Here is a 21,088-nt window from a genome sequence, read left to right as displayed (position 1 = left end):
GCCGCGAGCTCGGTGTTGCTTCAACAGTTTGTTGATATACAAAAATAATTTGTATGTCAAGACCGCGTCACATCGTTCCTGTGCGGAGCTGCGCCGTTGCGCTGCCGTCTCGACGCCCGCCGGCGCAGCCGGCAAGATGGCCGGTGCGCCTGCGCCGGGCACTCCTCTGGGACGGAACGATTCGATGGCAACAGCGAAAAAGAGTGGGGCGCCGCAGAAGGGCGGGGCACCCGCCGCCAAGCGCAAGCCTGGCAAGGCGGCGCCTGCTCCCGCACCTGCGCAGGGGCTGAGCGCGGGGGTGCAGGTACGCGACCTGTTCGAACTGCTCAAGCCGGTGGTGGCCCTGCTCGGCGGGGTGATCGGCGAGAACATCGAAGTGGTGCTGCACGACCTGTCCGCGCCCGGGGCCTCGGTGCTGGCGATCGCCAACGGCCATGTGTCCGGGCGCAACCTCGGCGACCCGATCCTCAGCGGCCCGCGCGAGGACGCCGGTTTCAGCGAGCTCTACCGCGACGTGGCGGGTACCGGCACGATCAGCTGGGCGATCGTCGACGAGTACCAGACCACCAATGCCGCCGGCCGCCATCTGCGTTCGGCCACGCTGCTGTTCCGCGACGGCGCCGGCCAGCCGGTGGCCGCGCTGTGCCTCAACGCCGACATGACCGTGTTCGAGATGGCCCATGGCTGGCTGGAGCAGATGCTGCACCGGAAGGCCAAGCCGCCGCGCAGCGAGGCGCCCGCCGGCGAGGTCGGGCTGGAGGCGATGATGCAGGAGATCATCGACGACGCGGTCAAGCGCTTCATGAAGCCGCCGGCGTTGATGAACAAGGAAGAGAAGATGTACGCGGTGGAGGCGATGATGCATCGCGGCCTGTTCCTGATCCGCAACAGCGTGGAGCAGGTGGCGGCGGCGCTGGGGGTCAGCCGCTTCACCATCTACAACTACATCGAGCAGATCAAGCAGAAGAAGGCGGCGGCGCGGCCGTAGCGCCCCAGCGGGCAGGGACGCGGCGGCGCTCGCACCGTGGCCGGTCGCGACGCCGACCCTCGTTGAACGAAGAAACGCCGTGCCGAAGCGGCGCCGGCCGCGCCCGATGTCATCTCAAATGTGACGAGATCGGAGTCGCCGCCTGCACGTCGCGGGCGGGCTGCGGCGATCCGTCGCACGCAGGTGCGGCAATGTGTCGCACGCAAAAACACGCCTGTGCGCACGCTCGGCCTTGTCAATGGCTTTCGGAGATGCCGCACGGCAGCATAAAATGCGTGGTCGATCGCGCATGCCGGCCAGGATGCCGCAGGAAACGCGGAAACGCCCGTCCGGGCCGCTCCCGTTTGCCGTTGCGCGTTCCGCATCCCCTACGCAATTGGATCGTTCGATGATTCCGTTGAAACAACTCCGGCGCTCGCTGCGCTCCGGTCTGTTGCTCCTGCCCGCGCTGCTGCTGGCCGGGTGCGACGCGGCCATTCTCAACCCCAAGGGGCAGATCGGCCACGACGAAAAGACGTTGCTGATCACCTCGGTGGTGCTGATGCTGCTGGTGGTGGTCCCGGTCATCGTGATGACCCTGGCCTTCGCCTGGCGCTACCGCGCGTCCAACACCAAGGCCCGCTACGAGCCGAACTGGTCGCATTCCACCGCGATCGAGGTGGTGGTGTGGTCGATCCCGTGCATGATCATCCTGGTGCTGGCGGTGCTGACCTGGCGCTCCTCGCACGAGCTGGATCCGTACAAGCCGCTGGACTCCAAGGTCAAGCCGATCGTCATCGAGGCGGTGGCGCTGGACTGGAAGTGGATGTTCATCTATCCGGAGCAGGGCATCGCCACGGTCAACGAGATCGCGTTCCCGGTGGATACGCCGCTGAACTTCAAGATCACCTCCGATACGGTGATGAACTCGTTCTTCATCCCGCACCTGGGCACGCAGATCTACGCGATGGCCGGCATGGAGACCAAGCTGCACCTGATCGCCAACGAGCCGGGCGACTATTTCGGCCTGTCGGCGAACTACAGCGGCCACGGCTTCTCGAAGATGGGCTTCACCGCGCACGCCACCGACCGGGCCGGGTTCGACGCCTGGGTGGCCAAGGTCAAGGCCGCGCCGAAGGCGCTGGACCAGGCCGAGTTCCAGATCCTGGCGGCCAACCGCAACGACAAGGCGCAGTACCCGGTGACCTACTACTCGTCGGTGCAGGACGGCATGTTCAAGTCGTTGCTCGACAAATACATGATGGGCAAGGGCCACCACATGGAAGGCCACGACGACCATCCGGCATCGGCTGCTGAGCCGGTCGCCATGTGCACTTCTGGAGACAAGTGATGCTAGGCAAACTCACGCTCGAGGCGGTTCCGTACCACGAGCCGATCATCATGGCCGCCCTCGGCGGCGCCGGCCTGCTCGGCCTGCTGGTGGCCGCGGCGGTCACCAAGTACAAGCTGTGGGGCTATCTCTGGAAGGAGTGGTTCACCTCGGTCGACCATAAGCGCATCGGCGTGATGTACATCCTGGTGGCGCTGGTCATGCTGCTGCGCGGCTTCGCCGACGCGGCGATGATGCGCACCCAGCAGGCGATCGCGCACGGCGGCAACGAAGGCATCTTCCCGCCGCACCACTACGACCAGATCTTCACCGCGCACGGCGTGATCATGATCTTCTTCATGGCCATGCCGTTCATGACCGGCCTGCTGAACCTGATCGTGCCGCTGCAGATCGGCGCGCGCGACGTGGCGTTCCCGTTCCTGAACTCGCTGAGCTTCTGGCTGTTCGTGGCCGGCGCGGCGCTGGTCAACATCTCGCTGGGCGTGGGCGAATTCGCCCAGACCGGCTGGCTGGCGTATCCGCCGCTGTCGGGGCTGGAATACAGTCCAGGGGTCGGTGTCGACTACTACATCTGGGCCTTGCAGATATCGGGTCTAGGCACATTGCTGACCGGCATCAACTTCTTCGTGACGATCATGCGCATGCGCACGCCGGGCATGACCCTGATGCGCATGCCGATCTTTACCTGGACCGCGCTGATCACCAACATCCTGATCATCGCCGCGTTCCCGATCCTGACCGTGGCGCTGGCGCTGCTGGGTGCCGACCGCTACCTGGGCACGCACTTCTTCACCAACGACGGTGGCGGCAACGCCATGATGTACGTCAACCTGATCTGGATCTGGGGCCACCCGGAAGTCTATATCCTGATCCTGCCGGCGTTCGGCATCTTCTCCGAGCTGATCGCCACCTTCAGCAGCAAGCGCCTGTTCGGCTACACCTCGATGGTGTATGCGACCTCGGCGATCGGCGTGCTGTCGTTCATCGTGTGGTTGCATCACTTCTTCACGATGGGCTCGGGCGCCAACGTCAACGCGTTCTTCGGCATCACCACGATGATCATCTCCATCCCCACCGGGGTGAAGATCTTCAACTGGCTGTTCACCATGTTCCGCGGCCGGGTACGCATGACCGCGCCGGTGCTGTGGACGATCGGCTTCATCATCACCTTCACCATCGGCGGCATGACCGGGGTGATGCTGGCGATCCCGGCGGTGGACTTCGTGCTGCACAACAGCCTGTTCCTGATCGCGCACTTCCATAACGTGATCATCGGCGGCGTGGTGTTCGGCTACCTGGCCGGCCTGACCTACTGGTTCCCGAAGGCGTTCGGCTTCAAGCTCAACGAGACGCTGGGCAAGGCCTCGTTCTGGTGCTGGATCGTCGGCTTCTTCGTCGCCTTCATGCCGCTGTACGTGCTCGGCTTCATGGGCATGACCCGGCGCATGAACAGCTACAACCACCCGGAGTGGGCGCCGTGGCTGATGGTGGCCGCGGCCGGCGCGGCGATCATCGGCATCGGCATCTTCCTGAACCTGGTGCAGATCGGCTACAGCGTCTGGAAGCGCAAGGACAACCTGGACCTGACCGGCGACCCGTGGGGCGGCCGCACGCTGGAGTGGGCCACGTCCTCGCCGCCGCCGTTCTACAACTTCGCGGTGCTGCCGCACATCGACGACCGCGACCAGTTCTGGGAAGACAAGGTCAAGGGCAAGGCCTGGACGCGTCCTGCCAAGTACGAACCGATCCACATGCCGCGCAACACCGCGGCCGGGGTCTGGATCGGCGCCTTCAGCGTGGTGCTGGGCTTCGGCTTGATCTGGCACATCTGGTGGATGGCGATCATCGGCCTGGTCGGCATGATCGGCAGCTTCATCGCGCGCACGTTCGACGACGACGTCGATTACTGGGTGCCGGCAGAGGAAGTGGAACGCATCGAGAACGCGCGTTTCGCCCTGCTGGAACAGCAACAGGCGGCACATGCCGCAAAGGCGGTCTGAACCATGTCCTCCACGACGCTCGACAACCACCACGCCGTCCACGCGGACGGCCACGACGACCACGCCCACCACGACAGCGGCGGCAACACCGTGTTCGGGTTCTGGGTCTACCTGATGAGCGACTGCCTGCTCTTCGCCGGCCTGTTCGCGACCTATGCGGTGCTGGCCGGCGCGACGGTGGACGGCCCCACCGCCAAGGAACTGTTCGACCTGAAGTTCGTGCTGGTGGAAACCTTCCTGCTGCTGTTCAGCAGCCTGAGCTTCGGCCTGGCGATGATCTCCGCGCACAAGCGCAGCCTGGGCGGCCTGTATGGCTGGCTGGCGGTCACCGCGGCGCTGGGCCTGGGCTTCCTGGGCATGGAAATCTACGAGTTCCATCACCTGATCGAAGAGGGCGCCGGCCCCGGCCGCAGCGCGTTCCTGTCCGCGTTCTTCACCCTGGTCGGCACCCACGGCCTGCACGTGGCCTCGGGCCTGCTGTGGATGGCGGTGCTGGTGATCCAGATCGCCAAGAACGGCCTGACCCCGCGCAACACCACCCGCCTGGCGTGCCTGAGCCTGTTCTGGCACTTCCTGGACGTGATCTGGATCGGCGTGTTCACCATCGTCTACCTGCTGGGAGCGCTGTAATGGCCAACCACTCTTCTTCCGACGCACACGCCGAGTCGCACGGCAGCGGCCTGAAGTCCTACCTGATCGGCTTCGTGATGGCGGTGGTGCTCACCGTGATCCCGTTCGGCATGGTGATGAGCGGCGCGTTCCCCAAGGGCGTGACCGTCATCGTCATCGCGGTGCTGGCCGCGGTGCAGATGCTGGTGCACCTGATCTACTTCCTGCACATGGACCGCTCCGCCGAGCAGCGCTCCAACGTGCACGTGGGCCTGTTCTCGCTGCTGATCATCGGCATCGTGGTGATCGGCTCGCTGTGGGTCATGCACAACCTCAACGTCAACATGATGCATTGAGGGCGCGCAGTCGCCACAACGCAAAAGGCCGCCTCCGGGCGGCCTTTTGCGTTGTGGCGCTCGCCTCGGCGCGAATATTGGCCCGGTGTCGCCGGCAATGGCGCCGATGCATGACCAATGGCATGGAACGCCGCGGCGCGGGCGGCATAGCATCGAGGGGTTGTCCGTTCGCCGCACCCCACTGGAGACCCCATGACCAAGTCCACCGCCTGGATGGCGCCGCTGCTGCTGGCCGCCACCGCCGCCTTCCAGGCCTCGGCGCAGACCGCGCCGCCGCAGGACGTGCCGTTCGCCGGCACCCTGAAGATCGACGTCGACGCCACCGACCTGGCGCACCGCATCTTCCGCGTGCGCACCACGATGCCGGCCACGCCGGGTCCGATGACCCTGCTGTATCCGCAGTGGATCCCCGGCAACCATTCGCCGACCGGGCCGATCGACAAGCTGGCCGGGTTGGTGATCAAGGCCAACGGCCAGGTGTTGCCGTGGAAGCGCGACCAGTTCGACGTGTACGCGTTCAAGGTCGAGGTGCCGCAGGGCGCCAGCGAGATCGTCGCCGAGTTCCAGTTCCTGTCCTCGCAGGGCGACGGCCAGGGCCGGGTGATGATGACCCCGGAGCTGCTCAACCTGCAGTGGAACACCACCGCGCTGTACCCGGCCGGCTACTACGCGCGCAACATCAAGGCCCAGGCCAGCGTGACCCTGCCGCCGGGCTGGAGCTACGCCACCGCGCTGGAGACCGCCACCCGCGTCGGCGACACGGTGACGTTCAAGCCGATCGACTTCGACGACCTGGTCGATTCGCCGATGTTCGCCGGCAAGTACTACAAGCGCATCGCGCTGGATGCCGGCGGCAAGGCGCCGGTGTACCTGAACGTGTTCGCCGACGAGGCCAAGTCGCTGGAGGCCAAGCCCGAGCAGATCAAGGCGCACGCGGCTCTGGTGCAGCAGATGGACAAGCTGTACGGCGCGCGCCATTTCGACCACTACGAATTCCTGCTGGCCCTGACCGAGAAGCTCGGCGGCATCGGCCTGGAGCATCACCGCTCCAGCGAGAACAGCGGCCCGCTCAACTACTTCACCGAGTGGGACAAGAGCTGGGACCGGCGCGACCTGCTTCCGCACGAGTTCAACCATTCCTGGAACGGCAAGTACCGCCGCGGCGCCGACCTGGCCACGCCGAACTTCAACGTGCCGATGGGCGACAGCCTGCTGTGGCTGTACGAAGGCCAGACCCAGTTCTGGGGCGAAGTGCTGTCCGCGCGTTCCGGCCTGTGGACGCAGAGCCAGGCGCGCGACGCGCTCGCCGACGTCGCCGCCACCTACCAGCGCGGCCGCCCCGGCCTGGCCTGGCGCGCGCTGCAGGACACCACCAACGATCCGACCATGTCGCTGCGCCGGCCGCGCGCCTACCGCAGCTACCAGATGAGCGAGGACTACTATTCCGGCGGGCAGATGCTGTGGCTGGAGACCGACGCCAAGCTGCGCGAGCTGAGCGGCAACAAGCGCTCGATCGACGACTTCGCCAAGGCCTTCTTCGGCATGCACGACGGCGCCTGGGACGTGAATCCGTACACCTTCGAGGACATCGTCGCCACCCTCGACGGCGTGGCCAAGTACGACTGGGCGACGTTCCTGCGCAGCCGCGTCGATGGCCACGGTTCGCTGCTCGGCGGCATCGAGGCCAGCGGCTGGAAGCTGGTCTACACCGATCAGCCGAACGAGGCGATCAAGACCTACGAGGCGACCAAGAAGGGCGTCGGCCTGACCTATTCGCTGGGCCTGAGCCTGGACGACAAGGGCAGCGTGCAGGATGTGCTGTGGGACGGCCCGGCGTTCGATGCCGGCATCATCGCCGGCAACAGCATCGTCGCGGTCAACGGCCGCGAGTACAGCGCCGACACGATCAAGGAGGCGATCACCGCGGCCAAGGGCGGCACCGCGCCGATCGAACTGCTGGTCAAGCGCGGCAACCGCTACGACACGCTGCGCATCGCCTACCACGGCGGCCTGCAGTATCCGCACCTGGAGCGTATCGCCGGCAAGCCGGATCGGTTGAGCGAGCTGTACAAGGCGCGCTGAGCGCTGCGTGCATTCAATGACGCCGACGTTGAATGATGTGGAGAGCGAATGCACATGAAAGCGCGCAGCGGCAAGGGGCGGTCTCGAATCACGCTGAGCGCCCCAGTCGATGATTTCGGCTGGCCGCCGAACGCCAGGGTCCAGATCATGCCGGCACCACAGTTGCCGGCGATTGCCCGGATGTATGCATTGTGCAAAAGATCGCTCAGGAGAAGCCCGTGACAACCATGTTCGTTAATTCCAGCCACAAGGCCATCGCCGGCTCCGTCAAAGGCAGCGTGAGGGGCCTTCTCGGTAGGAGACAGATCATCAACTCTTGTGGATGGACACTGAGCCTGGTTGTTCTGCTGACAGCCTCGGCGGCGTCAGCCGCGCCAGGCGATGCGCACGCCTTGCAGGTGATGTTGCAGGCGTCGTCGCCTGGCTCTGCCGTGGCCTGCACCCGCGACACGCATGGCAACACTTCCTGCACCATTGACGGCACGGCGATCGACGCCGGTGACGACTGCACCTCGAACCTGTCGTTCGGCGCTGTTGGAGCAGAAAACGGCGTCACGCTCAAGGACAGTTTCAAACCAGCCGCAGGCAAGGCCGTCGCCCATGTCGGAGTGAACCAGCTGCTGTGCCTGCGGGCGGCGCAACGCAAGGACGGGGTTTTGGTGCGTGCCCTGGTCATGGCGATTCCAACCCGTACCGTGAAGCTCTGCAAGGGCAACGCGATGTGCAAGGGCGCCGACGCGCCGACCGAATGGAAACGCCCGACGACTGGCATCGCCTGCACACGCAAGCCGGATGGTCACTACGCTGGCGACTGCGCCAGCGGTTGGGTCGATGGCAAGGATATCGAGGAATACTCGATGGGCCTTAAGCCCGAGGACACTGGCGCCTGAGGCACCGACGTCGTGACGGCCTTTCAAGCTGCCAGAGCCGCAGCGACACCCGCCAGTCAAGCGGCGCTGCCAACTGCGCAGCGCCATTGGGTTCGTTACGTACGTGATGTGTGCGTGGCTACAGTTGCAGTTCGCCGATGTTTTGCCGCCGATACGCACGGTTTGTGGCCGATTAGCTTGCCGCCGCCATCGATAGACGCGGCGCCGTCGCGGGCATCGGCGGCGGTCCATGTGCCCAGTCGCGCAACCTGAGACCGCCAGCGCCTATGCTGGTGCCTCCTGGCAGCGGACAAGAGCGAGATGGCAAAAGCGAAAACGGCCTATGTGTGCGGCGACTGCGGCGCCGAGTACACCAAATGGCAAGGCCAGTGCACCGAGTGCGGGGCGTGGAATTCGCTGAGCGAGATCGTGCTGGAAAGCGCGTCGGCGGCGAAGGCGCCGGCCGCGGCGCGGCGCAGCGGCTGGGCCGGCAAGACCGAGGCGCCGAAGATCACCGCGCTCAAGGACGTGGAGCATCGCGACCAGGCGCGCGTGTCCACCGGCATCGGCGAATTCGACCGGGTGCTCGGCGGCGGCCTGGTCGAAGGCGCGGTGGTGCTGATCGGCGGCGATCCGGGCATCGGCAAGTCGACCCTGCTGCTGCAGGCGCTGGCCAAGATGGCCAGCACGCTGCCGGTGCTGTACGTGACCGGCGAGGAATCGCTGGCCCAGGTCGCCGGCCGCGCGGTGCGCCTGGACCTGCCGCTGGACGGCCTCAACGCGCTGGCCGAGACCGGCATCGAACAGATCCTGCAGCAGGCCAGCGCGGCCCAGCCCAAGCTGATCGTGGCCGACTCGGTGCAGACCCTGTGGACCGAGTCGCTGACCGCCGCGCCCGGCTCGGTCAGCCAGGTGCGCGAGAGCGCGGCGCGGCTGGTGCGCTACGCCAAGGAGACCGGCACCGCGGTGTTCCTGGTCGGCCACGTGACCAAGGAAGGCGGTATCGCCGGGCCGCGCGTGCTCGAGCACATGGTCGATGCGGTGCTGTATTTCGAGGGCGAGAGCGGCAGCCGTTTCCGCCTGCTGCGCGCGTTCAAGAACCGCTTCGGCGCGGTCAACGAACTGGGCGTGTTCGCGATGGGCGAGAAGGGGCTGAAGGAAGTGTCCAATCCGTCGGCGATCTTCCTGTCCGGCAGCAGCGCCAACCAGCCCGGCAGCTGCGTGATGGTGACGCGCGAAGGCACGCGGCCGCTGATGGTGGAAGTGCAGGCGCTGGTCGATGCCTCGCCGCTGTCCAATCCGCGGCGGGTGGCGGTGGGCCTGGAGCAGAACCGGCTGGCGATGCTGTTGGCGGTGCTGCATCGGCACGGCGGCATCCTGGTCGGCGACCAGGATGTGTTCGTCAACGTGGTCGGCGGCATCCGCGTGCAGGAGACCGCGGCCGATCTGCCGGTGCTGTTGGCGGTGCTGTCCTCGCTGCGCGACAAGCCGCTGGCGGAGAAGACCATCGCCTTCGGCGAGGTCGGGCTGTCCGGCGAGATCCGCCCGGTGCCCAACGGCGAGGACCGGCTGCGCGAAGCGGCCACGCACGGTTTCAAGCGCGCCATCGTGCCCAAGGCCAATGCGCCCAAGACCGGCGTGGTCAAGGGCATGGAAGTGATCGCGGTGGAGCGCCTGTCGCAGGCGCTGGAGGCGGCGAGCGAGTAGCTGCAAGCGTTTCCCTGCGGCGGCGTTTATGCCACCATGCCGCCCGCTGCAGTGAGGCAGCGGTTCGAAAAAAGGGAAACACAATGGAATGGATGTTGATGCCGCTCAAGCGCTACGCGGATTTTTCCGGGCGTTCGCGGCGCAAGGAGTACTGGATGTTCACGCTGTTGAACATCGTGGTGATCACCGTGCTGATGGTGTTGATGGGAATCGGCGGCGGCGTCGGCGGCCAGAACGGCACCAGCATGCTGTCGCTGGTGGCGGTCGTGTTGCTGGGCCTGTATTCGCTCGCCGTGCTGGTGCCGTCGATCGCGGTGCAGGTGCGCCGTTTCCACGACCAGGGCAAGTCCGGCTGGTACGTGCTGCTGGGCCTGATTCCCTGGCTGGGTGGCGTGGTGATCCTGGTCTTCATGTTCATGGAAGGGGTCAAGGGCGCCAACGCCTACGGCCCGGATCCGAAGCAGGCCTGAGCCGCGTCCGATCCTGCAGCGGCCGGGTCCTGCGGCCCGGTCGCTGCTGCCGGATTGGCGCGCATGCGGCGCGCGTGCCATGGTCGGCCCTGCATCCCGCTGCGGCAGCTGCCACGCCTGCTTGCCGCGGCGCCCGGCGCCGCCGGCATTTCGATTACAACACTCTCTAAAGGACTGGAACGATGCGCATGATCGTGCGACCGCTGTTGCGGATGGGCCTGTACGCCCTGTTGTGCGTGACCGCTGCGGCCGCTGCCGCAGGGCAGCAGACGAAGGATTATCTGACGGTGCCCGGCCCGTTGCAGTTGGCAGGCGCCGCCTACCATCTGGCCTGGAGCAGCCATCCGCGCCCGGATTTCTACAAGCACGAATACGTGCCGCAGGGGCAGAACGTCGAGCGTTACCAGTCGATGCTGATGCTGGATCTGCTGGACGATCGGTCGGCCACGCCCGAGCAACTGATGGGAATCAAGGTGGCCGAACTGGAGCGGCGCAAGGCGACCGATCCGGTGGTGCATTACAACCCGCTGCTCAGCGAATCCAAGGACCAGGCGCTGCTCGACTTCGTGCTGTCGGCCACCGATGCCGATGGCAACACGATCGTCGAATGGAACGCGTATCGCTACGTGCCCAGCCCCGCCGGCCACGGCGTGTTGATGATCGGCCTGAGCCGCCGCGCTTACGGCGATACCGAGATCCGTGCGTTGTTCGCGCAGCTCAAGGCCGCGCGTGCACGTGACGTCGAGGCATTGGCGGCGATGCCGGTGCCGGCGCTGAAACTGCGCGCCGAGACGCCATGATCCGGTTGCACGCGCTGTCGCGACCTGTCCGCTACCGGCGTGCCGGCGTTGGCGCCCTGTCGGATGCGCAGCGGCAAACCCCGCGGCCTGGCGAACGGCGCTCGCCGTAACGAGCGCCATTGCCGTTTGCGCGCGGGCGTGTGGCGTCCCGCCGTCTCTGTCAGTTCTTCCGGTACACCACGCCGAGCTTGTCGATCGCGTCGCCGGCGCGGCCGGTGAAGCCGGCGATGTGCCAGCCGCTGGGCGCGGTCAGCGTGTAGGTCTCGCTGGTCGGCTTGCCCACCTGCACGCTGCGGCCGGTGCTGGTGCGCAGGCTCAGCGAGAACACGCGGGTCGTGTCGTTGTACTTGCCGACGCTGACGGTGGCCGAGGTCAGCGTCTCGTTGGCGCCCACCGACAGAGTGGTCGCCTGTCCGCCAGTGCCGCCGTGCGCGAGCAGCTTGCCGGTGTCCAGGATCACGCCGACGTTATCCAGGCGCTCGGCGCCGCGCAGGGTCACGCCGCTGAGCGGACGCGCGCTGGCGCTGTCGGCCAGATCGTTGAACGGCATGCCGTGCGGGCCGCCGAACTGGTCGCTGGTGCGCACGGCGGTGCCGACCGCCCAGCCGAACTGCGCGTACAGCGGGTAGTGATCGGACAGCGGCTTGCCGGCGCTGTCGTAGAACTTACCCGGATCGAGCTGGTAGCGGTTGGCGACCAGGGTCAGCTGCGGCGCATCGCGGTACAGGATCTTGTCGACCACCTCGCAGGCGTTGGTCGGCGGTGTGCCGCACAGCAGCGGCTCGGCGCCGGCGGCCGGTGCGCTGCCCTTGACCAGTTCCACCCACGGATCGGTCAGCCCGTTGGATGCGATCAGCGTGCGGATGTTGTCGTCGGCGCGGGTGTAGCGGGTGTTGGAATCCATCATCACCAGCACCGCGTTGCCGGCCGACCAGGTCTGGATGAACTGCGAGAGCTGGCCGATGTTGGCGCGGCGCGCGGACAGGTCGCCGGCTTCGGTGCCGGCATTGGGATGGGCGTTGTACACGTCCAGCAGCACGCCGTCGGCCAGGCGCACGCGCATGTAGCTGAAGCCCTTCGGGGTCAGGCAGTCGGTGCCGTTGCACTGGTTCCACTTGACCCGGGTGAAGTCGCTGAAGGGATAGTTGCTCAGCGTGTTGAGGCCGTCGCCGAAGGCGGCGCCGCCGCTGGTGGCGGTGCGGTAGGGATGCGCGTCGCCGGCGTACAGGGTGGCGTGGTAGTTGAAGTCCTCCTGCACGTGGACCAGGCCGTACGGCGCCAGTTTCGGCGCCAGCTGCGCGGTGTTGGCCGAGGGGTTGCTGCTGGAAATGCCCTCGGGCAGACCGGCGACGTTGTAGCTGAGGACGTCGAGCACGCCGGTGTCCGATTGCGCGTGCGCCACGCCGGCACAGGCCAGGCTCAGTCCGATGCCGAAGCTCACGAGGGTGCGTAGATGCTGGATCATGAATCGCCTCTTGCGGTGGTGGGGAACAGCGGCTGGCGCGATGGCCAGGGAAGCGGCGCGGAATGCGCCGATGCGGCAACCACGTCGTCGGCCAACGGCCGGAGGCATGGCGTCATTCGCTCAGGAATTGCGGGTCGATCGCCGCGCCGATCAGCGTGGCCAGTGTCGGTAATGGGCAGTCGTAGCCCGGGGTGGCGCTGCTGCAGCCGGGAATGAACACCGGCGCTGACGGCGGTGGCGCCTGCAGCGTCAGCGCACGCCGTTCGCGCAGCTGCGCCAGGCTCTGCGCGGTGTAGCGCAGGCGGATCACGCGCTGCCCATCGGCGCGGCGCCAGCGCTCGAACACCAGCGCGCCGCCGGGCACGGTCTGGTCGGGCTGGTAGCCGGGCAACTGCCAGTGCAGATCGAGCATGCCGGCCAGCAGGGTCAGCGTGCCGTCGTGTCCGGACAGCACCACCAGCCGCGCATCGCCGCCGATCGGTGCGATATGCGCGACGCTGTCGCTACCTTGCTGCAGCGTGGCCAGTACGCGCGCGGCCAGCGGCGAACTGGCCATGCGCGCCACCGTGGGCGCACGCAGGCGCAGCGCGAACTCGGCCTGGTGCGGGGCGAACGCGCGCAGCAGGCTGGCTTCGTCCAGGCCTTGCCAGCCCAGCGCGGCGAAGTCCTGGCCGTCGGCCCAGCCCATCAGCAGGCTTTCGCTGATGCCGGAGGCGGCCGACGCCGGACCTTCGACGCCGGGAATCCCGTCGTCGGTATCGCTCATCTGCGCGGCCACCGCGTCCAGGCGCTGCTTGCCGGCACCCGCGTCGGCCGGGCACGGCCGCTGCGCGCACTGCAACAGCAACTGCTGCAGCGTGTCGATCGCATCGCGCTGCGCCGCGTTCCAGGCGGCGGCGTCGCCACCGATGCGGCCGGCGATGGCCGCGCGCATCAGCGCGGCGGCGGCGGGCGTGCGCAAGGCCGCTGCGCCGTCGAACAGCGGATCGGAGGCATCATCGGAGACGCTGTGCACCTCGTTCGCGCAACCCGGTGTCAGCGTGCTCGCCAACGCCTGCGCCGAGGCGATGGTGCGCTGGGTGCGATTGGCCCAGTAGTAGGCGCTGGCGCAGGCGTCGCCGGCGAACAATCCTTGCGCTGCATAGAGCGCGTGGTAATAGGCGCCGAACAACTGCTCCAGGCGCGCGCCGTTCTCGGTCAGGTATCCGGCCGGCACGCCGAAGCGCGGCCATGGGTGCGTCGAGTAGCGGCCCAGTTGTTCCGGACTGGACATCGCCGAGCGCACGCCATGGCGTTTGAGGATCAGCACTTTTTCCAGGGTGTCCTGCGGCGCGGCGACTGCGGCGTGCGCGGCGGCGAACGGCAGCAGGGCGAGGACGAGCAGCGCGACGGCGGCTAGGCGAGGGATCGAGGGCATCGGCATGTTCCGAAAGAGGCGGTACGGCAGAGCGCGGTATGCCGCTGGCCGTGGTACCGGCCGGGAAGACGGGTCGGCGGACAGCGCCACAGCGGGCGCTGCCGCCATCGCGCGCGGCGCCGCGCGACGGCAGCGACCGCGCGGACACGGCTCAGAAACGTGCGCGCAGGCCGACCGACCAGGTGCGGCCGTAGTCGGTGTAGCCGCCGAACAGGTGGTCGCCGACGTACTGGCGCTGCACCTCGCCGGTGAGGTTGATCGCGTTGACGAACAGCGACAGGTTGTCGTTGACCTTGTAGGCCAGGTTCGCATCCAGGCTGCCGAACTTGTCGCTGTTGAGCGTGGCGACGTTGGCGGTGCCGACCGCGTTGAGAATGTCGTCGCTCCAGCCGTAGCTGACCCGCGCCATCAGCGGTCCCTTCTCGTAGAACAGCACCGCGTTGTAGGTGTTTTTGGCCACGCCTTCCAGGCTGTCGGTGAAGGTGCCGGTGCCATCGCGGTAGGTCGCCTCGCTGTCGGTCCAGGTGTAGTTGAGCTGCATGCCCAGCCCGTCCAGCGGCGCCGGCAGGCCGGCGAACACCTGCTGGTAAGCCACTTCCGCGCCTTTGACCTTCGCCTCGCTGCCGTTGGTCTTGGACGACAGCAGATAGGTCTGGCCCTGGTAGTCCAGGTTCGACATCTGGGTCTGGATGAAGCTGGAGATGTCCTTGTAGAACACGCCGCCGGTCAGCGCCGAGGTGCCGTCGATGTACCACTCGAAGGTCAGGTCGTACTGCCACGCTTCGAACGGCTTGAGCCCGGGATTGCCGCCGCTGGCGGTGAGGATCTCGCCGCTGGAGTTGAAGGTGAGCTTGGACGACAGGTCTGTGAGGTCGGGGCGGGTGATGACCTTGGCCGCGGAAGTGCGCAGCACCATGTCCTCGCGCACGTCCCAGGCGGCGTTGAACGAGGGCAGCACGTTGTTGTAGCTGCGCTGGAAATGCACCGGCTGCGCGGTGCCGTCGACGTCGGCGTGGCCGTCGGTGGTCTGCTCGGTGCGCACCAGGCGCACGCCGAGATTGCCACGCAGTGCGCGGCCGGCCAGTTCGCTGCCGAAATCGGCCATCGCATAGGCCGAGCCGATCTTTTCCTTCACTTCATAGGAGTTCTGCAGGTCGGCGCTGTTGGGCGTGTTGGTCAGATCCGCGGCGGTCGGCCAGTTGCCCCAGAAGGTGGATTCGACCGGCGCCAGCCATTGCCGCGGCAGGGTGCCGTTGGCGTCGGCGAGCATGTCGTCCACCGGCAGCGCGGTGAAGTTGCCGGCCGGGAAACGCACGCCGGCGATGCTGTTGAGCAGCAGGTCGGCGCGGTCGTAGCTGCGCGAGCGCTGGCGGTATTTGGCGCCGACCTTGAGGTCGCGGAAGAAGTCGCCGTCGAGCGCGCGCTTGGCGTCGAACTGCAGCGCGTCCTCCTTGTCGCGCGCATCGATCTCGCGCCACTCCAGGCGGCGCCCGGCCACGGTGGCCGGATTGTTCGGATCGAAGCCGTTGGTGAAGCTCCAGTTGGGCACGTTGTCGTCGTCGGCCTGCGGCATGTCCACGTGCATCGACAGATTCGTGCCGCTGCGCAGGCGGGTGCGGCGGATCGGGTCCGAATCGTAGCTGTGCGCCTGCGAGTGGAACGCCACCGCGCCCAGCGTCCAGCGATCGCCGCTCCAGGTGCTGGACAGGCGCGCGCTGCGGTTGTCGTCGGTGATGCCGGAGGTCTCGCGCGAGATCTGCACCTGGCCGTTGCGGTAGTCGAAGCCGGTGATGCCGCCGTGCTCGACGCGCAGATTGCTCAGCTTGGCCAGGCTGTCGAAGCCCACGCCCATGCTGTATTCGTCGTAGTGCACGGTCTGCTTGGCGTAGAGCAGGTCCAGGTTGGTTTCCCACGCCGCGCTCGGTTTCCACTGCAGCGAGGCGGCCACGCCGGTGCGCTCGCGTTGCTCCAGTTCCAGCGTCGGGCGCAAGCCGGTCGGCGCGTAGTAGGCGCCGGGCGCGCCCGGCACGCCATTGGGGTAGTAGTCCCAGCTCACTTCGTTGACCCGGTCCTGGCGCAGGCTGCGCTGCGCGTAGGCGCCGGAGATCAGCATGCCGAAGCTGCCATCGGCGTTGACCCAGTTGAACAGGCCGGACACGCGCGGATCGTTGGCGTGGGTGCGCTGCGCCTGGCTCGATTCCAGCGACAGGTTGGTCAGGGTCTTGCCCAGTTCCAGCGGACGGAACGTGCGCACGTTGACGATGCCGCCGATCGCGCCTTCGTCCAGATCGGCGGTGGGACTCTTGATCACCTCCAGGCCGGATACCAGCTCGGCCGGCAGCGTGTCGTAGCGGAACTGGCGGCCGGTCTGCCCGGAGGTGCGCACGTTCTCGTTGACCGCCATGGTCTGGCCGTTGAGCGTGGTGACCTGAAAGTTCGGGCCCAGGCCGCGCACGCGCACGTACACGCCTTCGCCGCGGTCGCGCACGATCGACACGCCGGGCACGCGCTGCAGCGCCTCGGCCACGTTCTGCGCCGGCAGCTTGCCGATGTCCTCGGCGGCGATCACGTCGACCACGCTGTCGGCGTAGCGCTTCTCGCGCAGCGCGGCGCTGAGGCTGCCGGCGTAGCTGCCGAGGACCTGGATGCGGTCCAGTTCCTTCACCGGTGCGTCCGCCGTGGGCGCGGCGGTCGGCATCGCGGCGGCGCTCGCGGCCGGGATCGCCTGCGGTGCGTCGCTCGCCGCGCCTGCGGCTTCGATGGTCACCGTGGTCGGATTGAGATAGCGATAGCGCAGGCCGGTGCCGTCGAGCAGTTGCTGCAAGGCCTGCTCCGGCGTGGCGCCGGCACTGGTGCCGCGGGTCTGCGGATTACCGGCCACGCCCGCGGCATAGACGAATTGCAATCCGCTCTGCCGCGACAGGCTGTTGAGCGCGCGCGCCAACGGCTGTGCGGGAATCGCATCGACCGCGACGGGCACGGTCTGGGCGCCGGCGGTGCCGGCATGCAGGGCGATGGCGATGGAAAGGAACAGGGTGCGGCGCATCGTCGTTGTCCAATGGGAGCGGAAGGTGGGGACGCAGCGCCGCCGCGAAGGGCGAAATGCTGCGTTGTACCTGGACTACGAGGATCGACAGCGACGATCGGGCACCGGTTTTCGATGAATTTTCTGTGACACGTGCGAGGAGGCGAGGGCGAGCAGCTGCTTTCTCATCTGGTTGCGCGCGTGCGCGTGCGAGCGAACGCTCGTGGCATGACTGGGTACGCGCCAGGCGGTGATGCGTGGTGCGCCTGCGGGCGTGGTGCCGCGGCACTCGCGGTTGCGCACCGATCTTGCAAAGCGCGCGGGAATTGGTCGCCGCGGCCGGCGACCGACGCCGCGATTAGCGTGCGACCGACCGTGGCGCCAAGCGGCTGCCGACCCGGATCGCGTCGGCGCTGGCGGTGACGCGCAACGTCGGCTGGTCGGCGAGGAAGGCGCGCAGCGAGGCGATGTCGTCGCCGCGCAGGTTGCCGGTCAGGCGCATCGCACCGGCGCCGGCATCGTCGATCAGCAGGCGGGTGCGGTTGAGCCGGTTGAAATCCTCGGCCACGTTGGCCAGCGGCTCGTCGCGGAACACGATGCGGCGCTGCCACCAGGCATGCATCGCGGCGACGTCCTCGCTGGCCAGTTCGACCCGGCCGTTGGCGTCGTCGATGCGCGCGCTCTGCCCGGCGCGCAGATCGGCCAGCATCGGCTGCCGCGGGCGATCGGCGCGCCAGACGTGCACGCGGCCCTCGGCCACCTCGATGCGCGCCTGTTGCCGGTACAGGGCGATGTCGAAGGTGGTGCCGATGTCCTCGACCCGCAGTGCGCCGGCCAGCACCTGCAGCGGGCGCCGGTCCGGCGCGACCACGAAGCTGGCCTGGCCATGCAGCAGCTGCAGGCGCCGGCTCCAAGGCGTCATCGTCGCGCGTAGCATGCTTTGCGCGTTGAGATGCACCGTGCTGCGGTCCGCCAGTTGCACGCTGCGCTGCTCGCCGTGCGCGGTGCTGTAGGTCTTAGTGCGCGGCCAGGCCCAGCCGGCCAGCACCGCCACACCGCACAGCGCCGCGGCCAGGCCCATGCCCCAGCCGCGCAGGCGCGCACGCCGGTCTTTCGTGTGGGGAATCTGCGGGGCAGGGCGTTGCGGCCGTTGCGGCAGCGGCAGCGCGATCACGTTGCGCGGCGCCGCGCCGGTGTCGGCGCGACGGTCGGCGTCGAGCAGCGCATCCACGTCCAGGTCCATGCCGCGCATGGCCTCGCCCAGTTCGCCGGCAACGCGCAGCACCGCCATGTATTCGCGCAGGTGCAGCGGCGATGCGGTCAGCCAGTCCATCAGTTGCGTCTGCTGCGTCGCGTCCAGCGCCTGCATGCGTTGCAGGGCATGCCAGTGCGCGGCCTCGGCGGTGGCGCTGCGGCTCCGGAAAGCGGGCTCGTTCACCAGCTTTCCCCGCTGTCGGCCAGCGCCCGGCGACAGGCCGACAGCCCGCGCACCACATGCTTCTTGACCATGTGCGCGGACACGCCCATGCGTTCGGCGATCTGCTTGTAGCTGAGGCCGTCGCGGTACTGCATCACCAGCACCGCGCGGGTGCGTTCGGGCAAGCCGGCCAGCAAGGCCTGCAGGCGCTGTTGCCGCTGCTGTCGCTGTGCCGTGTCTTCCACGTCGTCCCCCGCGGCCAGCAATTGCGAAAACTGCTCCATCTCGTCGATGCGCAGCGGCGCCTGCTTGCGCCGCGCGGCCTGTTCGCGCGCCAGGTTCAGCGCCACCGTGTACAGGTAGGCCTCGGGATTGGCGATCGCCTCGCCCTGGTGCTGGTGCGCGCGCAGCAGGCGCAGATAGGTTTCCTGCACCATGTCCTCGGCGTCCTCGTTGGCGCCGCGGCGCACGAAGAAGCCGCGCAGCACCGGACCGTGTTCCGCGAACATACGCGCCCACGCGCGCTTGGGATGTGCCGCCACCGACCTGCCTTGCCCCTTGGATGCGGCGCAGGCTAGAGGCGGTCGATGACGTTTCGGTGACGCGGCGCGTATCCGGTCCTGTGCAGGGCTTTCGTGCAGGACGCCGATTGCATGCGGCCATGGCCGCATTGGATGCCTGGTTGTAGGAGCGGCTTCAGCCGCGACAGGCGTTACCGATAGATCCTGTCGCGGCTGAAGCCGCTCCTACAACAACGGCGCGCCGCTAATGCGAATCGCGCGCCACGTCGGCGCCGCTGCCGCCGACCAGGAAATCCAGGTCCGCGCCCAGGTGCGCCTGCTGCACGTGCTCCACGTACAGCTTGCTCCAGCCGCGCAGCGGCGTCGGCAGCGGCGTCCATTCGCTGCGCCGGCGCAGCAGTTCCTCGTCGCTGACCTCCAGGTGCAGCGAGCGCCCGGGCACGTCCAGTTCGATGATGTCGCCGTCGCGCACCAGCGCCAGGGTGCCGCCGGTGGCGGCCTCGGGCGAGGCGTGCAGGACCACGGTGCCGTAGGCGGTGCCGCTCATGCGCGCATCGGAGATGCGCACCATGTCGGTGACGCCGGCGCGCAGCAGCTTCGGCGGCAGCGGCATGTTGCCGACCTCGGCCATGCCCGGGTAGCCGCGCGGGCCGCAGTTCTTCAGCACCATGATGCAGTCGGCGTCGATGTCCAGCGCCTCGTCGTCGATGCGCGCCTTCATGTCCTCGATGCTTTCGAACACCACCGCGCGGCCGCGGTGCCGCAGCAGGTGCGGCGAGGCCGCCGAGGGCTTGATCACCGCGCCGTCCGGGGCCAGGTTGCCGCGCAGCACGGCGATGCCGGCCTGCTCGCGGAACGGCGTGTCCAGCGCGTGGATCACCTCGCGGTTCCAGCACGGCGCGTCGGCCACGTTCTCGCCGAGGGTGCGGCCGTTGACGGTGAGCGCGTCCAGTTCCAGTTCGGCGCCGAGTTCGCGCATCACCGCCGGCAATCCGCCGGCGTAGTAGAAATCTTCCATCAGGTACTGGCCGGACGGTTTCAGGTTGACCAGGCACGGCAGCCGCGATCCCAACTGGTCCCAGTCGTCCAGGCTCAGCGGCACGCCCAGGCGCCCGGCGATGGCCAGCAGGTGGATCACCGCATTGGTGGAGCCGCCGATCGCCGCATTGACCTTGATCGCGTTGGCGAACGCGGAGCGGGTCAGCACCTGCGACATGCGCAGGTCTTCCTCGACCATCTGCACGATGCGCCGGCCGCTGAGTCGCGCCAGCCGCGCACGGCGCGAATCCACCGCCGGGATCGCCGCGTTTTCCGGCAGCGAGATGCCCAGCGCCTCGACCATGCTGGCCATCGTCGAGGCGGTGCCCATGGTCATGCAGCTGCCCTTGGAGCGCTGCATGCAGGCCTCGGCCTCGACGAACTCGTCCTGGCTCAGGGTGCCGGCGCGGACCATCTCCGACATCTGGATCACCCCGGTGCCCGAACCCAGCGGCTGCCCGCGCCAGTTGCCGGACAGCGACGGGCCGCCGGACAGGCCGATGGTCGGCAGGTCCACGCTGGCCGCGCCCATCAGCAGCGACGGGGTGGTCTTGTCGCAGCCCATCAGCAGCACCACGCCGTCCAGCGGATTGGCGCGGATCGATTCCTCCACGTCCATGCTGGCCAGATTGCGGAACAGCATCGCGGTGGGCAGCATCTGCGTTTCGCCCAGCGACATCACCGGGAATTCCAGCGGGAAGCCGCCGGCCTCGTAGACGCCGCGTTTGACGTGCTCGGCCAGCTCGCGCAGGTGGCCGTTGCACGGGGTCAGTTCCGACCAGGTGTTGCAGATGCCGATCACCGGGCGCCCGTCGAACATGTCGTGCGGATGGCCGGCGCTCTTGAGCCAGCTGCGGTAGTAGAAACCCTGCTTGCCTTCGCGACCGAACCACGCCTGGCTGCGGCGGACCGGTTTGGTGGGTGAGCCCATGCTGGCGGAATCCTCGAGACCTGATCGGCCCGGATCGGTGCCTGCGCGGCGTCGTCCGGGGTG

The 21,088-nt window shown here is 67.7% G+C and carries 16 protein-coding genes; 10 read left to right on the top strand and 6 right to left on the bottom strand.

Annotated features, from left to right (window positions below; all coding sequences use genetic code 11):
- Positions 1-184 precede the first annotated feature (184 nt).
- From HEP74_RS14610 to HEP74_RS14565, 10 genes are all read left to right on the top strand, one after another.
- Entirely contained in the window at positions 185-988 is an 804-nt protein-coding gene (locus tag HEP74_RS14610) for a helix-turn-helix transcriptional regulator (RefSeq protein WP_185813497.1), read from the top strand.
- A 388-nt stretch (positions 989-1,376) separates the two neighbouring features.
- Positions 1,377-2,318 carry a ubiquinol oxidase subunit II gene (gene cyoA, locus HEP74_RS14605; protein ID WP_185813496.1) on the top strand — a complete coding sequence of 314 codons (942 nt, stop codon included), beginning with the start codon at positions 1,377-1,379 and terminating at the stop codon, positions 2,316-2,318.
- On the top strand, positions 2,318-4,318 hold the full coding sequence (gene cyoB, locus HEP74_RS14600; protein ID WP_185813495.1) for a cytochrome o ubiquinol oxidase subunit I: 2,001 nt from the start codon (positions 2,318-2,320) through the stop codon (positions 4,316-4,318). The genes cyoA and cyoB overlap by 1 nt, the downstream gene beginning before the upstream one ends.
- A gap of 3 nt (positions 4,319-4,321) precedes the next feature.
- Positions 4,322-4,948 (top strand): cytochrome o ubiquinol oxidase subunit III, encoded by a 627-nt coding sequence (cyoC, locus tag HEP74_RS14595; RefSeq protein ID WP_185813494.1) that lies wholly within the window; start codon positions 4,322-4,324, stop codon positions 4,946-4,948.
- Positions 4,948-5,283 (top strand): cytochrome o ubiquinol oxidase subunit IV, encoded by a 336-nt coding sequence (cyoD, locus tag HEP74_RS14590; protein WP_185813493.1) that lies wholly within the window; start codon positions 4,948-4,950, stop codon positions 5,281-5,283. The genes cyoC and cyoD overlap by 1 nt, the downstream gene beginning before the upstream one ends.
- A gap of 192 nt (positions 5,284-5,475) precedes the next feature.
- Positions 5,476-7,365: a M61 family metallopeptidase gene (locus tag HEP74_RS14585; protein WP_185813492.1), complete on the top strand. Its 1,890-nt coding sequence runs from the start codon at positions 5,476-5,478 to the stop codon at positions 7,363-7,365.
- Between the two features lie 218 nt (positions 7,366-7,583).
- Positions 7,584-8,255 carry a hypothetical protein gene (locus tag HEP74_RS14580; RefSeq protein WP_221893126.1) on the top strand — a complete coding sequence of 224 codons (672 nt, stop codon included), beginning with the start codon at positions 7,584-7,586 and terminating at the stop codon, positions 8,253-8,255.
- Positions 8,256-8,555: 300 nt separating this feature from the next.
- Positions 8,556-9,941, top strand: a complete 1,386-nt coding sequence (gene radA / locus HEP74_RS14575) for a DNA repair protein RadA (RefSeq protein ID WP_185813490.1) — start codon at positions 8,556-8,558, stop codon at positions 9,939-9,941.
- Positions 9,942-10,024: 83 nt separating this feature from the next.
- Positions 10,025-10,411 (top strand): DUF805 domain-containing protein, encoded by a 387-nt coding sequence (locus HEP74_RS14570; protein ID WP_185813489.1) that lies wholly within the window; start codon positions 10,025-10,027, stop codon positions 10,409-10,411.
- Between the two features lie 188 nt (positions 10,412-10,599).
- Complete coding sequence (locus tag HEP74_RS14565) at positions 10,600-11,211, top strand: HI_0983 family protein (RefSeq protein WP_185813488.1); 612 nt, start codon at positions 10,600-10,602, stop codon at positions 11,209-11,211.
- 160 nt (positions 11,212-11,371) lie between these two features.
- Here HEP74_RS14565 and HEP74_RS14560 read toward each other — a convergent pair whose 3' ends face one another.
- From HEP74_RS14560 to HEP74_RS14535, 6 genes are all read right to left on the bottom strand, one after another.
- Complete coding sequence (locus tag HEP74_RS14560; RefSeq protein ID WP_185813487.1) at positions 11,372-12,676, bottom strand: jacalin-like lectin; 1,305 nt, start codon at positions 12,674-12,676, stop codon at positions 11,372-11,374.
- A gap of 112 nt (positions 12,677-12,788) precedes the next feature.
- Positions 12,789-14,093, bottom strand: a complete 1,305-nt coding sequence (locus HEP74_RS14555) for a histidine-type phosphatase (protein ID WP_185813486.1) — start codon at positions 14,091-14,093, stop codon at positions 12,789-12,791.
- A gap of 151 nt (positions 14,094-14,244) precedes the next feature.
- Positions 14,245-17,139: a TonB-dependent receptor gene (locus HEP74_RS14550; protein ID WP_185813485.1), complete on the bottom strand. Its 2,895-nt coding sequence runs from the start codon at positions 17,137-17,139 to the stop codon at positions 14,245-14,247.
- 337 nt (positions 17,140-17,476) lie between these two features.
- The gene (locus HEP74_RS14545; RefSeq protein WP_524540799.1) at positions 17,477-18,487 is read right to left on the bottom strand and encodes a FecR family protein; all 1,011 of its coding nucleotides are present in this window, start codon (positions 18,485-18,487) and stop codon (positions 17,477-17,479) included.
- Positions 18,488-18,552: 65 nt separating this feature from the next.
- On the bottom strand, positions 18,553-19,077 hold the full coding sequence (locus HEP74_RS14540) for an RNA polymerase sigma factor (RefSeq protein ID WP_145701194.1): 525 nt from the start codon (positions 19,075-19,077) through the stop codon (positions 18,553-18,555).
- 223 nt (positions 19,078-19,300) lie between these two features.
- Positions 19,301-21,025 (bottom strand): IlvD/Edd family dehydratase, encoded by a 1,725-nt coding sequence (locus HEP74_RS14535; protein ID WP_185813484.1) that lies wholly within the window; start codon positions 21,023-21,025, stop codon positions 19,301-19,303.
- Positions 21,026-21,088: the final 63 nt, after the last annotated feature.

Source organism: Xanthomonas sp. SS, from assembly GCF_014236835.1.
Lineage (GTDB): Bacteria > Pseudomonadota > Gammaproteobacteria > Xanthomonadales > Xanthomonadaceae > Xanthomonas_A.
Note: the sequence above shows the minus strand (reverse complement) of the source record. Positions and strands in the feature narration are given on the sequence as shown.

Excerpts from the sequence above, each read along its gene's own strand:
- cyoC (WP_185813494.1), top strand. The coding sequence starts at position 4,322 with ATGTCCTCCACGACGCTCGACAACCACCACGCCGTCCACGCGGACGGC.
- HEP74_RS14570 (WP_185813489.1), top strand. The coding sequence starts at position 10,025 with ATGGAATGGATGTTGATGCCGCTCAAGCGCTACGCGGATTTTTCCGGG.
- cyoB (WP_185813495.1), top strand. The coding sequence starts at position 2,318 with ATGCTAGGCAAACTCACGCTCGAGGCGGTTCCGTACCACGAGCCGATC.
- HEP74_RS14560 (WP_185813487.1), bottom strand. The coding sequence starts at position 12,676 with ATGATCCAGCATCTACGCACCCTCGTGAGCTTCGGCATCGGACTGAGC.
- cyoA (WP_185813496.1), top strand. The coding sequence starts at position 1,377 with ATGATTCCGTTGAAACAACTCCGGCGCTCGCTGCGCTCCGGTCTGTTG.
- HEP74_RS14545 (WP_524540799.1), bottom strand. The coding sequence starts at position 18,487 with ATGCAGGCGCTGGACGCGACGCAGCAGACGCAACTGATGGACTGGCTG.
- radA (WP_185813490.1), top strand. The coding sequence starts at position 8,556 with ATGGCAAAAGCGAAAACGGCCTATGTGTGCGGCGACTGCGGCGCCGAG.
- HEP74_RS14585 (WP_185813492.1), top strand. The coding sequence starts at position 5,476 with ATGACCAAGTCCACCGCCTGGATGGCGCCGCTGCTGCTGGCCGCCACC.
- HEP74_RS14610 (WP_185813497.1), top strand. The coding sequence starts at position 185 with ATGGCAACAGCGAAAAAGAGTGGGGCGCCGCAGAAGGGCGGGGCACCC.
- HEP74_RS14555 (WP_185813486.1), bottom strand. The coding sequence starts at position 14,093 with ATGCCCTCGATCCCTCGCCTAGCCGCCGTCGCGCTGCTCGTCCTCGCC.
- HEP74_RS14535 (WP_185813484.1), bottom strand. The coding sequence starts at position 21,025 with ATGGGCTCACCCACCAAACCGGTCCGCCGCAGCCAGGCGTGGTTCGGT.
- cyoD (WP_185813493.1), top strand. The coding sequence starts at position 4,948 with ATGGCCAACCACTCTTCTTCCGACGCACACGCCGAGTCGCACGGCAGC.
- HEP74_RS14550 (WP_185813485.1), bottom strand. The coding sequence starts at position 17,139 with ATGCGCCGCACCCTGTTCCTTTCCATCGCCATCGCCCTGCATGCCGGC.
- HEP74_RS14565 (WP_185813488.1), top strand. The coding sequence starts at position 10,600 with ATGATCGTGCGACCGCTGTTGCGGATGGGCCTGTACGCCCTGTTGTGC.